The following is a 13946-nucleotide window of genomic DNA, read 5'->3' as shown; positions in this document are numbered from 1 at the left end:
TGTGTACACATGGACGTAGTCAACGTCACCCGCGACGCCGAGACGTTCACGTGTAACGCCTACCTCGTGCCCGGCGACGAACCGACGCTCGTGGACGCCGGCGCCTACGACGGCGTCGTCGACGAGATTCGGCGCCACGTCGACGACGTCGAACGCGTCGTCCTCACGCACCAGCACGGCGACCACGTCGAACAACTGGACGCCGTCGTGGACGCCTTCGACCCGGACGTGTACGCGTTCGCTGACCACCGCCTCCGCACGCACGAACTCGGCGACGGCGACCGCGTGCGCGTCGGCACCGAGGACTGCGACGTCGTGTTCACGCCCGGGCACGCTTCCGACCACGTGTCGCTGGTTTCGGACGCCGCGCTGTTCTCGGGGGACGTCGTCGTGCACGACGACGGCGCGTTCGACGACGGGAGTTTCGGCCGCACCGACATGGCTGGCCAGTCCCGCGAGCGTCTCATCGGGAGCGTCCGCGAACTGCTCGACAGAATGCCCGATTCGGTCGAACACATGTACGCCGGCCACGGCAGCGTCTTCGACGGCGATGTCCGCGCGGTCGTCGAGCGCGCGCTCGAACGCGCCGAGCGCCGCGAACCGAAGTACGACGAGTAGCGTGTAACTGCCTGTCACACCACGAGAACGCTTTTTCCCGGCGGTCGCGTGCGTTCTTCCCATGCCCGGGAGACCATTCGTGGAAGGCGACGCCGTCGACCTCTGTGCGGTCGCCGAGGACGACTTGCCGTTCCTCCGCGAGACGCTCAACGACCCCGCCGTCTGGCCGTCGCTGTCCGCGCGCACGCCGCTGACCGAGAAACAGGAGCGAGAGTGGTACGAGGAACACGCCAGCGACGACAACGGGGACGTGAACTTCGTCGTCGCGGTGGACGCTCGGAAATCGCGGAGCGATTCCGAAGTTCATCAGAACGCGTCGCGTTCTGAGGGTAAGCAGCCAGTCGGCAGCGTCGGCGTCCACGGCGTCGACGATGTCAACGGCAGCGCCGAGGTCGGCATCTTCCTCGCTGAGGAGTTCTGGGGGAACGGCTACGGCACCGAGGCCGGCCGCCTCATCACGAACTACGCGTTCGCCCAGCACCGCCGCCACCGCGTCGTCGCGCGCGTCTTCGAGGGCAACGAGGCGTCCGCGGGCATCTGGGAGCGCCTCGGTTTCGAACTGGAGGGGACCCACCGCGACGAGGTGTTCGTCGATAACGCGTACCGAGACGTGCGTTACTACTCGGTGCTCGAAGACGAGTGGGACGGCGAGAAGAACTGATTACGTCGAACGGGACTCCTTGGCCTTCGGGCGCAGGTTCTTGTACCCGCACTTGCGGCACTCGGAGGCGCGCTTCGGGTTCCGGGCGTTACAGCGCATGCAGATCTGTTTCTCGAGCAGTCGGGCCTCGATGGACTCGCTCATGCGCTCCCGTTCGCCCGGGGCGCGTTTAAGCGGTTCGAAACCAAGCCCTCCCTCGCTCGCTGCTCGCGGCTCCTTCCAGTCGCCGTTCGCTCATTCCGAGGCGCGGAGCGCCTCGCGCCGCTCGCTCGGTCGCCCTTGGTGATTCTTCCGAAAATCGCAGAGCGATTTTCGGCGTCTCGGGAGAGCGCAGCTCTCCCGGCGACCGCCAGGCTACCGGCTGACGAACCTTGCACTAAGATACCGGGTGTTCAATCCGGCACGAGGATGCCGGAAACTCAGTCCTCGTCGGCGAGGTAGTCCTCCTGTACCGCGACGACTTCGGCGGAGTCCGCGCACTCACTGTAGCGCCGGAGCGGCTCCTCGTTGAGTTCGAGGAACGTGTGCCCCCACGTGAACTTCGAGAGAATGCGCTCGGCGTGCTCGCGCTCGCCGAGGATGCACAGCCCGGCGGCGAACGCCTCCACGGTGTTGAGCTGGAACGGCTGCCCGTAGTTCACGGGGTTGGCGGCGACGAGGAACGGGAGCGCGCGGTGCTCGCCGTCGATTGTAAACATCGCTTCGCCCGCGGTCTCCCACGAGCAGTCCAGCGCCACCAGCCGCCCGTGGTCGGCGTCCGCGGGCGACAGCGCGGTGTCGGCGTGCGGGTTCAGGACGACCCCGTACGGCGTCGCGCGCGCCGTCTCGTGCAGGACGGCCTCGTCGAAGCGCGCGAGCTTGCGCGCCGTACACTTCTCGGGGTCGTCGTCGCCCTCGTACCGGACGTGCAGGTCCACACCTCGTGTAGTCCGTCACGGAGGAAAAACACCCCGTTCGCCGGGTGGCGGCTGTGCGTCGCTCCACCGGTTTCTTATCCGGGCGAATCCACTATCGGGTATGGACGACGACGCGCTCGCGGAGGCGTACTACGACGCCATCGACGCCGGGGACTACGACGCACTCGGCGCGCTGCTCGCGCCGGAGTTCGAGCACGTACGCCCGGACATGACGCTGTCCGGGCGCGAGGCGTTCGTCTCGTTCATGCGTGAGGACCGCCCGCGAACGGACACCCGCCACGTCGTCGACGCGGTGTACGACGGCGCGGGCGGCGTCGCGGTCCACGGGCGCCTGCTGGCCGAAGACGACGGCAGGGAGCTGTTCGCGTTCGTGGACGCCTTCGACACCGAAGCCGGCGAAATCGTGGGACTGACCACTTACGCCGGAGATATCGACTCGACGGCCGGCAGCACCTCTTCCTCGTAGAACTCGAAGAATCCCTCCTGGTCGGGGCCGACCTGGTGGACGTACACGCGGTCGTAGCCCGCGTCCACCGCATTCTCGAGGGCGGCGACGTGAGCCTCGGGGTCGGGACTGGTAACGAGCCCGGACTCCCTGATGTCGTCTCTGGTGACCATCTCGCAGGCCTGCTCGAAGTGCGCGGTCGTCGGCAACTGCGAGGCGAGTTCGCCCGGGAGCGCGGTGTTGGGCCACCACTCGTAGGCTGTCTCGATTGCTTCGGCCTCGCTGTCGGCGTAACAGACGCTCAACTGCGTGTACCGGGGGCCTTCGCCGCCGTGTTCTTCCCACCTCCGAACCGCGTCCTGCGGGCCGACCGACCAGAAGCCGTCCCCGATTTCGGCGGCGCGCTTCGCCGTCGCGGGGCCGTACGCGGACACGACAATCGGCGGGGTCTCCTCGGGGCGCGTGAACAGTCGCGCGTTCTCGACGGTGAAGTGCTCGCCGTGGTAGCTTCGCTGGCCGCCCGCCCAGAGTTTCCGGATGATTTCGACGGCCTCTTCGAGCATGTCGAGGCGGACGGCGTGTTCGGGCCAGTGCTCGCCGACGATATGCTCGTTGAGCAGTTCGCCCGTGCCGACGCCGAGGAAGAACCGGCCGTCGAGCATCGACGCCACCGACGCCGACGCCTGCGCGACGATGGCGGGGTGGTAGCGCATGATAGGGCAGACGACGCCGACGCCAACCGGGATGTCGTCGGTGGCGTGCGCGACGCCGCCGAGCGTCGACCAGACGAACCCGCTCTCGCCCTGCTGGCTCACCCACGGGTGGAAGTGGTCCGAGATCGAGAGGAAGTCGAACCCCGCGTCCTCCGCGCGCGCGGCGTGCTCGACGAGGTCGTTCGGTTCGTGCTCCTCGCTGGAGAGCGTGTACCCGAGGTCCACCATTCACTCGCACCTCCGCGTGGTCGCGTGCATACGCGACGGGTCGGAGCGAACGAGGAAAAGCCTACTCGCCGACCTACTCGCGGTCGCCCGCGCCGAGCGCCGACTCGCCGACTTTCCGCGACCCCTCGACGACTTCCTGGCCGTTCATGTACGGCTGGAGCGCCTCGGGCACGTCGACGGTGCCGTCGTCGTTCTGGTAGTATTCGAGGACGGCGACGAGCACGCGCGGGACGGCGAGCCCCGACCCGTTCAGCGTGTGGAGGTACTCCGCGCTCTCGTGGCGCTCGGGGCGGTACTGGATGCCCGCGCGCCGGGCTTGGAAGTCCTCGAAGTTCGACACCGACGAGACTTCCAGCCAGCGGCCGCCCTCCTCGGGGCCGTCGTCCATGTCGTCGCCGGGCGCCCAGACCTCGACGTCGTACTTCTTCGCCTGCGTGAACCCGAGGTCGCCCGTACACATCTCCAGAATCCGGTAGGGGAGGTCGAGGCGGCGCAGCACTTCTTCGGCCTCGTCGACGAGGCCTTCGAAGCGCTCGTCGCTGTTCTCGGGTTCGACGAAGTTCACCATCTCCACCTTGTTGAACTGGTGGACGCGCACGATGCCGCGGGTCTCGGTGCCGTGCTCGCCGGCCTCCCGGCGGAAGTTCGGCGAGTACGCCTGCACCTTGTGCGGGAGGTCGTCGCTGAGCAGAATCTCGTCGCGGTACATGTTCGTCACCGGGACCTCCGCCGTGGGGAGCAGCCAGAGGTCGTCGTCCTCGTAGTCGGCTTCGTTGACGTCGCCGATGCGGTAGGCGTCCTCGACGAACTTCGGGAACTGGCCGGTCCCCTCCATCGACTTCGAGTTCACGGGAATCGGCGGGAAGACGTCCTCGTAGCCCTGCTCGCGGTGGACGTCGAGCATGAACTGCACGAGCGCGTGTTCGAGGCGCGCGCCAGCGCCCTTCGCGAAGTAGAAGCCGCCGCCCGAGACCTTCGCGCCGCGCTCGAAGTCCAGGATGTCCAGTTCCTCGCCGAGGTCGTAGTGGGGCGTCACCGCCTCGGGGAGGTCGCGGAGGTCGTCGAAGCCCTCGCGGCGGCGCTCGACGTTGTCGGACTCGTCGACGCCCACGGGCACGTCTTCGTGGGGGACCATCGGGAGCGTGAGCAGTTTGCGCTCCAGTTCGGTTTCGAGTTCGTCCGCGCGCGCCTCGACGTCTTCGAGTTCGTCCTTGAGTTCCTGCGAGCGCTCGATGGCTTCCTCGGCCGCCTCCTCGTTGCCTTCCTGTTTGAGTTCGCCGATTTTCGAGGAGACCTCGTTGCGCTCGTGGCGGAGTTCGTCGCCGCGGGCTTTGAGTTCCCGCCACTCCTCGTCGACTTCCAGAATCCGGTCGAGGTCCGCGTCCACGCCCTTCTTCTGTAGGGCCTCGCGGACCTCCTCGGGGTGTTCGCGGACGTACTGTCTGCTCAGCATTTGCCCGAGTTTGCGGGGGCGGCGGCAAGAACGTATCGCATCCCCGGCAGCCGCTCACACGCCGCGCGTCGCTGCGCTATCCCGAATCTATACCACACCCAGTCGCGTACGCAACGCCACATGAGTTCGGCGCTCCTGTTCGTCGGCCTCGCCGCCGCGGCGTTCGTCGGATTCAACGTCGGCGGGTCGTCGACCGGTGTCGCGTGGGGCCCCGCGGTCGGCGCGGGTGTCACGAAGAAGACCACAGCAGCGGCGCTGATGAGCGTCTTCGTGCTGCTGGGCGGGTGGACGGTCGGCCGGAACGTCGTCGAGACGCTCGGCAGCGGCATCGTCGCGCCGAGCGCGTTCACGCTCGAAGCCAGCATCGTCGTACTCGCGTTCATCGGTCTCGGGATGGCGGTGGCGAACGGCTACGGCGTCCCCATCTCGACGTCGATGACGGCCGTCGGCGCCATCGCCGGCCTCGGCATCGCGACGCACACCCTCGACTGGGCGGTGCTCGGGGAAATCGTCGTCTGGTGGCTGGTCGCGCCCGTCGCCGGCTTCTGGTGTGGCGCGGTCGTCGGACGCTACCTCTACGTCCGCCTGCAGCGAGCGGTCGCCATCGAGCAGTCCGACGGCGCGCTCGTCGTCCTCGACCGCTCCGGCGCGCTGCCAGTGCCCGCGCTCGGTCCCGGGACGACGCCCCGGGAGGTCGCCAGCACCGCGCTCGTCGTCGTCGTCGCGTGCTACATGTCGTTCTCCGCGGGAGCGAGCAACGTCGCGAACGCGGTTGCGCCGCTGGTCGGCGGCGGCCTCCTCGACCCCGGACCGGCGGTCGTGCTCGCGGCGGCGGCCATCGGCGTCGGCGCGTTCACCATCGCGCGCCGCACGATGGCGTCGGTCGGGAGCGAACTCACGGACCTCCCGCTGCTGGCGGCGATGGTCGTGACGGTGGTCGCGGCGACGATTACGACCGCCGCGTCGTGGCTCGGCATCCCAATCAGCCTCGCGCTCTCGACGGTCATGACCATCGTCGGCCTCGGCTGGGGGCGCGCGTCGCGTACCGCGACCGCTGCGGACCTCGCGCGTGGCGACGTCGAGGGTGGCGTCTCCGTGAGCGCGGTGGCCGTCGGCGCGGACGACGGCGTCAGCGAAATCGGCGGGGCGCCCGACGACGACCTCGGGGACGCGGCGGCGCTGTTCGACTCCTCGACGGTCGCACGCTTCGTCTCCTTCTGGATTCTCGGCCCGAGCGCCGCCACCGTCCTGTCGTATCTGGCGTTCTCCGCGCTGCCGGTCGCGGGAACGCCGTGACTCACGCACGCGAAATCTTTTGCGTGCGGGCCGCCCCACTCTCTGTATGGCACCCGGCGACGTTTTCGACGTCGAACAGTGTAGTGACATCTCGTACGTCGACACCGGCATGTACGACACCGGCGAGTACGGCTCCGTCTACGTCGTCGACGCCGACCGCCCGGCAATCGTCGACACCGGCATCGGCACGAACTACGAGCGCGTCCTCGACGCCCTCGCGGAGTGCGGTATCGAGCGCGAGGACCTCGAAGCGATTCTGGTCACGCACGTCCACCTCGACCACGCGGGCGGCGCGGGATTCATCGCCGAGGAGTGCCCGAACGCGGACGTCTACGTCCACGAAATCGGCGCGCGCCACCTCGTCGACCCCTCGCGGCTCGTCGAGGGCACCAAGGAGGCGGTCGGCGACCAGTGGCAGTATTACGTCGAACCCGAACCCGTCCCCGAGGACCGCGTCGTCGAACTCGAGGACGGCGACACCGTCGACCTCGGGTCGCGGGAACTGACCGCGCACCACGCGCCCGGGCACGCTCCCCACCAGGTCGTCTTCGAGGACCACGCCGACGACGCCGTCTTCACCGCGGACGCCGCCGGCATCTGGGTCCCCGAGCAGGACCGCGTGCGGGAGACGAGCCCGCCGCCGAACTTCGACCTCGAACAGTGCGTCACCGATGCCGAACTGATTCGGCGCCTCGACCCGGACATCCTGCTGTATGCGCACTTCGGCCCGGGGCCGGACGACGTCGACGCGGTCCTCCGCCAGTACGAGCAAGTGCTGCGGGAGTGGGTCGAGACCGTCGAGCGGGAGGTCGTCGAGCGCGGCAGCGAGGAAGCCGCCGCCGACCACCTCGCCGGTACGAACGAGGTCTGGCAGGTCTGGGGCGACCACAAGGCCGAAGCGGAAACTAAAATGAACGTTCGTGGAGTTCTCCACTACCTTAAGACCCGGGAGACCCATTAGGGCGTATGAACTTCCGCGAGGCGGAACGGGACTACGAGGACGAGGTCACCGGTCAGACCACCCTCGCCCGCATGTTCGAGGACGCCGCGGAGCGACACGCAGACCGCCCCGCGCAGGGATACAAGGGCGGCGTCTACGACCGCACGCTCACGCCCGACGTGCTGCCACCAGCGCCCGACGGCGAGTTCGCCGACATCACGTACAGCGAGATGCGGGACATTGTCCGCAACCTCGCGGCCGGCTTCCGCGACCTCGGCGTGGAGGCCGGCGAGCGCGTCGGCATCTTCGCGCACACTCGCATGGAGTGGGCGCAGTGTGACTTCGGCGCGCTCGCCGCCGGCGCCGCCGTCACCACCGTCTACTCCAGTTCCAGTTCGCGGCAAGTGAAACACCTCCTCGGCGACAGCGACGCGGTCGGCGTCGTCGTCGAGGGCGAGACCGAACTCGAACGCGTCCGCGAGGCGGAGGCCGACCTCGACTTGGAGTTCGTCGTCACGATGGACCGCGTCGCCGACGACGACGCTATCCCGCTCTCGGACGTGTACGAACGCGGCCGCGAGGCCTTCGACCGCGACACCTACGAGTCGTGGATCGACGCCGCCGACTACGACGACCTCGCGAGCCTCATCTACACGTCCGGCACCACCGGGAAGCCGAAGGGCGTCGCGCTCACCCACGAGAACTTCCGGGAGAACGTCAACCAGTGCCGCAAGCGCTTCGGCCCGCGACCCGACAAGGACGGCCGCCCCGCTATCACCGCCGAAACTCGGGTCGTCTCGTTCCTCCCGCTGGCGCACGTCCTCGAACGGCTCTCGGGGCACTTCCTGCTGTTCGCGTCGGGCGCACACGTCTGCTACGCCGAGTCCTCGGACACGCTCCGCGAGGACTTCTCGCTGTGCGAGCCCTCGGTCGGCACGAGCGTCCCCCGGGTCTACGAGAAGATTTACGCCGCCGTCCGCGAGCAGGCCGCCGAGTCTCCCACCAAAGAACGCATCTTCGAGTGGGCGACCGACGTCGGCCGCGAGGTGTACGAAACCGACGACCCCGGACTGGTGTTGCGCGCGAAACACGCCGTCGCGGACAAACTCGTCTTCCAGCAGGTGCGGGACGCCCTCGGCGGCAACATCGACTTCTTCATCTCCGGTGGCGGGTCGCTGTCCCCGGAACTGTGCGCGCTCTACCACGGCATGGGTCTCCCGATTCTGGAGGGGTACGGGCTCACCGAGACCAGCCCGGTCGTCTGCGTGAATCCGCTGGAAGCCCCTCAGACCGGCACTATCGGCCCGCCGGTCGTCGGCACGGAGGTTCGCGTCGACGAGACCATCGCCAGCCCCGAGCAGCGCGCGGCCACGGACGGCGCCGCCGGCGAACTGCTCGTGCGCGGCCCGCAGGTCTTCGACGGCTACTGGGGGCTCGACGACGCCACCGAGCAGGCGTTCACCGAAATCGAAGGGCGGGAGTGGTTCCGCACCGGCGACGTCGTGGAACTCCACGACGACGACTACGTTCGCTTCCTCGAACGCGCGAAACAGATTCTCACGCTGTCGACCGGGAAGAACGTCGCGCCCGGCCCCATCGAGGACGCGTTTGCTGCGAGCGCGCTGGTCGAGCAGGCGATGGTCGTCGGCGACAACCGGAAGTTCGTCTCCGCGGTCATCGTCCCTGACTTCGGCGCTATTCGCAAGTGGGCCGAGAGCGAGGGCATCGACCTGCCCGAGGACAAAGCGGGCGTCTGTCGGAACGGCCGCGTCGAAGCCCGTATCCAACAGGAGGTCGACGCCGTCAACGAGAACTTCGAGGACTACGAGCAGATCAAGCGCTTCCGGCTCGTCCCCACGGAGTTCACGGAGGACAACGACCTGCTCACGCCGACGATGAAGAAGAAACGCCGCAACATCCTCGACGCGTTCGCCGACGAAATCGGCGACATCTACGCGGAGTAGCTCGCGGTGTCGGGGGTAGCTGCCGGCATCCGGGCGCTTTAAGGAGAGCGCCCCTGAATCACGGGACGATGCCGGTACTGGAGGTGCTCCTGTGAGCTCCGAACTCATTCCACTGGTCGCCACGATTATCGCCCTCGGAGTGGCGTCACAAGTCATCGCAGACCGCCTCCAAGTGCCGAGCGTGCTGTTCCTCGTCATCGCGGGGATTCTCGTCGGCCCGGAGGTGTTGGGCGTCGTCACGCTGGAGACGTTCGGCGGCGCGGAGACGCTGTCCGGCATCGTCGGGCTCTCCGTCGCCATCATCGTCTTTGAGGGCGCGTTCCACCTGAAGCTCCCGAAGCTCCGGGAGGCCCCGGGGGCGGTGTTACGCCTCACGACGATTGGCGCCGCCATCTCGCTGGTCGGTACCGCGCTGGCGGTCCGGTTCCTGCTCGACGCGAACTGGGACATGGCGTTCCTCGTCGGCAGCCTGCTGGTCGCCACCGGGCCGACGGTCATCACGCCGATTCTGGACATCGTGCCCGTGCGCAACCGCGTCGCCGCCGCGCTCGAAACCGAGGGCGTCGTCAACGACGTCACGGCGGCCATCCTCGCAATCGTCGTCTTCGAGGTCGTGAACAACCCCGGACTCACGCGGATGCAAATCGTCGAGGAGTTCACGATTCGGCTGGGCATCGGCGTCCTCTTCGGCCTCGCCGTCGCGGGCATCGTCTGGTACTTGCTCCGCCACGTCGACCTCTCGCGGGGGAACGCGCCGCAGAACGCCCGTCTCATCGTGCTCGCCGGCGCGCTCGTCGCGTACGGCGCCGCCGACTTCCTCCGCGGCGAAGCGGGCATCGCCGCCGTCGCGACCGCCGGCATGGTGCTGGGGAACGCCGACCTCCCCTACGAGGAGGAGATAGAGGCGTTCAAGGGCGACGTGACGCTGGTCGTCCTCTCGTTCGTGTTCATCGGACTGGCCGCGCTGCTGTCGTTCGACAACCTCATCCAACTCGGCGTCGCCGGACTCGCGGTCGTCTTCCTCATCGCGCTCGTCATCCGGCCGCTGGGCGTCTTCCTCTCCACCCGAGGGGACCGCTACACGCTCTCCGAGCGGACGTTCATGAGCGCCGTCGGCCCGCGCGGCATCATCCCCGCGTCGGTCGCGACGCTGTTCGCGGTCCAACTCCAGAGCAGCGGGATGGAGGAAGCCGCCAGCCTCTTGGTCGGCATCGTCTTCCTCGCCATCCTGCTGACCGTCGTCTTGGAGGGTGGGTTCGCAAGACACATCGCACAAGCACTTGATGTAATTCCAATGCGTGTCATTATTGTCGGCGGCGGCACCGTGGGTCGGGCGCTCGGTGAGCGCCTCGAAGACCGCGGTGAGAACGTCGTCCTCGTCGAGAAGGACGTAGAGATGGTCGAACGAACGCGCAACGACGGGTTCACCGTCCACCACGGCGACGGCACGGACACCGACGAGTTGCGGTCCGCGGGCGCGGAGAACGCCCGCATCGTCGTCGCCGCCACTGGGGACGACGACGCCAACTTGCTGATCTCCCAGCTCGCGGACTCGAAGTTCGACGTCGAAACCATCATCGCCCGGGCGAACAACCCGGACAACGTCGACGCCTTCGAGGACCTCGGCGTCCGCACGGTCTCCTCGTCGCTGGCGACCGCGTGGGGCATCGACAACATCATCGAGCGGCCCGCGCTCGCCAACTGGATGACCGAAATCGGGCGCTCGGGCGACGTGCAGGAGGTCGAAGTCACCTCCGAGGAACTCGTCGGGAAGACCATCGAAGAACTAGACACGGAACTCCCGAACGGCTGCATCATCGCGCTCGTCGGCCGCGACGGCGAGAATCAGGTGCCCGCGGGCGAGTTCACGCTCCAGCGCGGCGACCACCTCACGTTCCTCGGGCGGAAGGAATCGGTCCGGGAGGCCCTCGAATGGTGTCACCCCCGCGACTGACGACGGATTACTGATTACTCGTCGGCGTGGACGCGCCACGTGAACAGACTCTCGAAGACGTAGTTCACGAGCATCGCGACGCCGATTGCGCCGCCTTTCACGACGACCAGCCAGAGGTCCACGCCCGCGACAGAGAGGTCGACGGCGACGTTGTAGAACACCGCGACGAACAGCACGTACTGCAGCGTCGACCCGCCCGCGCGGACGAGGTGGGAGCGAATCAGCCGCCGGCCGACCGAGCGCGCGTCGGTATCGCCGTGGTCCGCGAACGTCCAGCGCTCGTTGACCGCGAACATCACGAGAATCGCGGTTTCGATGCTGACGACGTTCGCGACAGCCGCCGCCACGCCGAACAGTTCGGTGAGCACGACCAGGGTCGTGATGTCGAAGACGGCGCCGACGGCGCCGACGGAGACGAACTGTCCGAACCGCACCGTCGAGACGAGCGCCGCGAGCCGGTCGGGCAGCGCCTCGCGAACGCGGTCGGCGCGGCTCATCGGTGCTGTTCGACGAGCGCGGCCTGTTCGTCGCGGCGCGCCGCGATGGCTTCGTGTAGCTGGCTGTCCCGCAGGAGCTTCGACCGGTGGCGCGACGCCACCAGCGCGCGGAACAATGCTATCGACGTCTCCACCGGCGACACCGTCGACCCCGGCTGGTCCTCCCACTCGATTGGGACTTCCCGCACGCGGAGGTCGAGGGCGCCCGCCATCGCCACGAGTTCGACGTCCCACGCGAACCCGCCCTCGTAGAGGTGGTCGCGGACGTTCTCCCACCCCTCGGCCGTGATGGCTTTCGCGCCGCACTGGTAGTCGTAGAGGTCGACGTCGAGGAACCGGCGCGCGAGCCACGCGAACCCGTCCCCGAGGAAGCGCCGCACGAGCGTCTGGTGGCCGGTCACGGCCGCGTCGGGATGCCTGCGCGACCCGACCGCGAGGTCCGCGTCGCCGTCACGCACGGGCGCGACGACCTGCGCCAGCGACGCGGCGGGCGTGGCGCCGTCGTCGTCCGCGAACGCGAGGACGTCCGTGTCCAACGCCTCGAACCCCGCGGTGATGGCGGCGCCCTTGCCACGGCGCTCGCTCGCGTGGTTCACGGTCGCTCCCGCCTCCCGAATCGCGGCGGCCGTCTCCGCCGAACCGGCGTCTAACTCCACGTGCAGACGCTCGGGGGTGACTACGTCTTGGAGGGCGCGGAGGTACGACACCAGCACCTCGACGTTCGGGTCGTACGCGGGGACGACGATGCCGACGGAACGCATTGCGTCGAGAGAAACGAGGCTCCGGTATCAGTTTCGTGGTTTCGGCGCGGGCGCCGCGTCCCGCGCCGCGCCCGAGCGCTGCGCGCTCGGTGAACCACTCCAGCTATCGCCGCTCGAACGTGATGGCCGCACCCTGACGCGACGACCTTTTGCGCTGCGTTCGCTTCGTTGTACGGGCGACCCGCGAGTCGCCCGTACCGCGTTGCTCACTCGGCAAAAGCTCGGCCAAAAGCGCCGTCGGACCCCCGTCAGAGCGAAGCTCTGACGTGCTCTCGTTCGCTCCGCTCACGAGAACCCTACGGGGGTTCTCGGCGCCCGAGCGCTGCGCGCTCGGTGAACCACTCCAGCTATTTCCGCTCGAACGTGATGGCCGCACCCTGGCCGAAGCCGACGCAGAGCGTCGCCAGCCCCTTCTCGGCGTCGCGCTTCTCCATCTCGTGAATCAGCGTGACCGGGAGTCGCGCGCCGCTCGCGCCCAGCGGGTGGCCGACGGCGATGGCGCCGCCGTTGACGTTGAACTTCTCGTTGTCGATGCCGAGTTCGTCGCGGGCGTACAGCGTCTGGGACGCGAACGCCTCGTTGAGTTCCACGAGGTCGAAGTCCTCGATGTCCTCGCCGGTGCGCTCCAGCAGCCCGCGCGTCGCGGGGACTGGGCCGATGCCCATGACGCGCGGGTCGACGCCCGCGACGTTGTGGTCGCCGACGTACGCGAGCACGTCGAGGTCGTGGTCCTCGGCGAACTGCTCGCTGGTGACCAGCGTCGCGGCCGCACCGTCCGAAATCTGGCTGGCGTTCCCGGGCGTCACCGTGCCGTCGCCCTTGAACACGGTGGGGAGTTGGCCGAGCGCCTCCAGCGAGGTGTCGTGGCGGATGCCCTCGTCCTCCTCGACGAGACCGTCCTCTGTCTCGATGGGGACGATTTCGTCGTCGAAGCGCCCGGCGTCGGTGGCTTCGGCGGCGCGCTGCTGGCTCTGGAGCGCGTACTCGTCCTGTTCCTCGCGGGTGACGTCGTGGCGCTCGGCGACCTCTTCGGCGGTCATCCCCATCTGGAGTTCGGGGACGTTGTAGCGCTCGGCGAGGCCCGGGTGGAGGTGCTCGTAGGAGTCGCCGTCCATCGGCACCCGGCTCATGTTCTCGACGCCGCCCGCGATGATGGCGTCGCGCTGTCCCGCGCTGATGGAGTCGGCCGCGCGCATGATGGCCTCCATCGAGGACGCGCACCAGCGATTCACCGACGCCGCGGGCACGTCCTCGCCGAGTTCCGAGAGGAGCGCGATGACGCGCGCGACGTTGTTGTCCTGCTCGCTGCGCTGCTGAGCGACGCCCCACTGGAGGTCGTCGATGTCGTCGCTGGTCAGGTCGTGTTCGTCGAGGATGTGGTCGATGAGCGGAACCGAGAGGTCCTCGCTGCGCGTGTCCGCGTACACGCCGCCTTCCTTGCCCTGCGGGGTTCGGTAGGCCGCTGCGATGACCGGAGTGGTGTCGCTTGCCATACGTCC

General features: G+C 68.2%; 14 protein-coding genes. 7 read left to right on the top strand and 7 right to left on the bottom strand.

All coding sequences use genetic code 11. The features are described from left to right. The first annotated feature begins 9 nt into the window (after nt 1-9). Together AVZ66_RS11505 and AVZ66_RS11500 are read left to right on the top strand one after the other, a co-directional pair. Nucleotides 10-618 carry an MBL fold metallo-hydrolase gene (locus AVZ66_RS11505; RefSeq protein ID WP_058984217.1) on the top strand — a complete coding sequence of 203 codons (609 nt, stop codon included), beginning with the start codon at nt 10-12 and terminating at the stop codon, nt 616-618. A gap of 61 nt (nt 619-679) precedes the next feature. Beyond that, nucleotides 680-1279 carry a GNAT family N-acetyltransferase gene (locus AVZ66_RS11500; protein ID WP_058984216.1) on the top strand — a complete coding sequence of 200 codons (600 nt, stop codon included), beginning with the start codon at nt 680-682 and terminating at the stop codon, nt 1277-1279. On the opposite strand, the gene AVZ66_RS11495 is transcribed toward AVZ66_RS11500, so the two are convergent. Beyond that, on the bottom strand, nt 1280-1423 hold the full coding sequence (locus AVZ66_RS11495) for a 50S ribosomal protein L40e (protein WP_058984215.1): 144 nt from the start codon (nt 1421-1423) through the stop codon (nt 1280-1282). Between the two features lie 275 nt (nt 1424-1698). Continuing rightward, nucleotides 1699-2196 (bottom strand): DUF367 family protein, encoded by a 498-nt coding sequence (locus AVZ66_RS11490; RefSeq protein WP_058984214.1) that lies wholly within the window; start codon nt 2194-2196, stop codon nt 1699-1701. 100 nt (nt 2197-2296) lie between these two features. On the opposite strand from AVZ66_RS11490, the gene AVZ66_RS11485 reads away from it, so the two are divergent. Beyond that, on the top strand, nt 2297-2662 hold the full coding sequence (locus AVZ66_RS11485; protein WP_058984213.1) for a nuclear transport factor 2 family protein: 366 nt from the start codon (nt 2297-2299) through the stop codon (nt 2660-2662). On the opposite strand, the gene AVZ66_RS11480 is transcribed toward AVZ66_RS11485, so the two are convergent. Then, nucleotides 2614-3582 (bottom strand): TIGR03557 family F420-dependent LLM class oxidoreductase, encoded by a 969-nt coding sequence (locus AVZ66_RS11480; RefSeq protein ID WP_058984212.1) that lies wholly within the window; start codon nt 3580-3582, stop codon nt 2614-2616. The two genes, AVZ66_RS11485 and AVZ66_RS11480, sit on opposite strands and share 49 nt — an antisense overlap. A 73-nt stretch (nt 3583-3655) precedes the next feature. Continuing rightward, nucleotides 3656-5035: a serine--tRNA ligase gene (serS, locus tag AVZ66_RS11475; protein WP_058984211.1), complete on the bottom strand. Its 1380-nt coding sequence runs from the start codon at nt 5033-5035 to the stop codon at nt 3656-3658. 120 nt (nt 5036-5155) lie between these two features. Between serS and AVZ66_RS11470 the strand changes: the two genes are divergently transcribed. From AVZ66_RS11470 to AVZ66_RS11455, 4 genes are all read left to right on the top strand, one after another. After that, nucleotides 5156-6331: an inorganic phosphate transporter gene (locus tag AVZ66_RS11470; protein ID WP_058984210.1), complete on the top strand. Its 1176-nt coding sequence runs from the start codon at nt 5156-5158 to the stop codon at nt 6329-6331. A 46-nt stretch (nt 6332-6377) separates the two neighbouring features. Further along, a complete protein-coding gene (locus tag AVZ66_RS11465) occupies nt 6378-7292 on the top strand; it encodes an MBL fold metallo-hydrolase (protein WP_058984209.1) in 915 nt (304 codons plus the stop codon). 5 nt (nt 7293-7297) lie between these two features. After that, nucleotides 7298-9235 (top strand): long-chain fatty acid--CoA ligase, encoded by a 1938-nt coding sequence (locus AVZ66_RS11460; protein ID WP_058984208.1) that lies wholly within the window; start codon nt 7298-7300, stop codon nt 9233-9235. A 91-nt stretch (nt 9236-9326) separates the two neighbouring features. Next, nucleotides 9327-11189, top strand: coding sequence for a cation:proton antiporter (locus tag AVZ66_RS11455; RefSeq protein WP_058984207.1), 1863 nt, complete (start codon nt 9327-9329; stop codon nt 11187-11189). Nucleotides 11190-11203: 14 nt separating this feature from the next. Here the strand turns inward: AVZ66_RS11455 and AVZ66_RS11450 are convergent, their stop codons facing one another. The 3 genes from AVZ66_RS11450 to AVZ66_RS11440 form a co-directional block, all read right to left on the bottom strand. Continuing rightward, nucleotides 11204-11686: a GtrA family protein gene (locus AVZ66_RS11450; RefSeq protein WP_058984206.1), complete on the bottom strand. Its 483-nt coding sequence runs from the start codon at nt 11684-11686 to the stop codon at nt 11204-11206. After that, on the bottom strand, nt 11683-12447 hold the full coding sequence (locus tag AVZ66_RS11445; RefSeq protein ID WP_058984205.1) for a glycosyltransferase: 765 nt from the start codon (nt 12445-12447) through the stop codon (nt 11683-11685). The genes AVZ66_RS11450 and AVZ66_RS11445 overlap by 4 nt, the downstream gene beginning before the upstream one ends. Nucleotides 12448-12794: 347 nt before the next feature. After that, entirely contained in the window at nt 12795-13940 is a 1146-nt protein-coding gene (locus AVZ66_RS11440) for a thiolase family protein (RefSeq protein WP_058984204.1), read from the bottom strand. Between the last annotated feature and the right edge of the window lie 6 nt (nt 13941-13946).

This window comes from Halobacterium sp. CBA1132 (assembly GCF_001485535.1).
Classification (GTDB): domain Archaea; phylum Halobacteriota; class Halobacteria; order Halobacteriales; family Halobacteriaceae; genus Halobacterium.
Note: the sequence above shows the minus strand (reverse complement) of the source record. Positions and strands in the feature narration are given on the sequence as shown.

What these genes read in the sequence shown, in the direction of transcription:
- AVZ66_RS11495 (WP_058984215.1), bottom strand. Translation starts at nt 1,423, where the DNA reads ATGAGCGAGTCCATCGAGGCCCGACTGCTCGAGAAACAGATCTGCATG.
- AVZ66_RS11445 (WP_058984205.1), bottom strand. Translation starts at nt 12,447, where the DNA reads ATGCGTTCCGTCGGCATCGTCGTCCCCGCGTACGACCCGAACGTCGAG.
- AVZ66_RS11480 (WP_058984212.1), bottom strand. Translation starts at nt 3,582, where the DNA reads ATGGTGGACCTCGGGTACACGCTCTCCAGCGAGGAGCACGAACCGAAC.
- AVZ66_RS11500 (WP_058984216.1), top strand. Translation starts at nt 680, where the DNA reads ATGCCCGGGAGACCATTCGTGGAAGGCGACGCCGTCGACCTCTGTGCG.
- AVZ66_RS11465 (WP_058984209.1), top strand. Translation starts at nt 6,378, where the DNA reads ATGGCACCCGGCGACGTTTTCGACGTCGAACAGTGTAGTGACATCTCG.
- serS (WP_058984211.1), bottom strand. Translation starts at nt 5,035, where the DNA reads ATGCTGAGCAGACAGTACGTCCGCGAACACCCCGAGGAGGTCCGCGAG.
- AVZ66_RS11440 (WP_058984204.1), bottom strand. Translation starts at nt 13,940, where the DNA reads ATGGCAAGCGACACCACTCCGGTCATCGCAGCGGCCTACCGAACCCCG.
- AVZ66_RS11470 (WP_058984210.1), top strand. Translation starts at nt 5,156, where the DNA reads ATGAGTTCGGCGCTCCTGTTCGTCGGCCTCGCCGCCGCGGCGTTCGTC.
- AVZ66_RS11505 (WP_058984217.1), top strand. Translation starts at nt 10, where the DNA reads ATGGACGTAGTCAACGTCACCCGCGACGCCGAGACGTTCACGTGTAAC.
- AVZ66_RS11485 (WP_058984213.1), top strand. Translation starts at nt 2,297, where the DNA reads ATGGACGACGACGCGCTCGCGGAGGCGTACTACGACGCCATCGACGCC.
- AVZ66_RS11450 (WP_058984206.1), bottom strand. Translation starts at nt 11,686, where the DNA reads ATGAGCCGCGCCGACCGCGTTCGCGAGGCGCTGCCCGACCGGCTCGCG.
- AVZ66_RS11460 (WP_058984208.1), top strand. Translation starts at nt 7,298, where the DNA reads ATGAACTTCCGCGAGGCGGAACGGGACTACGAGGACGAGGTCACCGGT.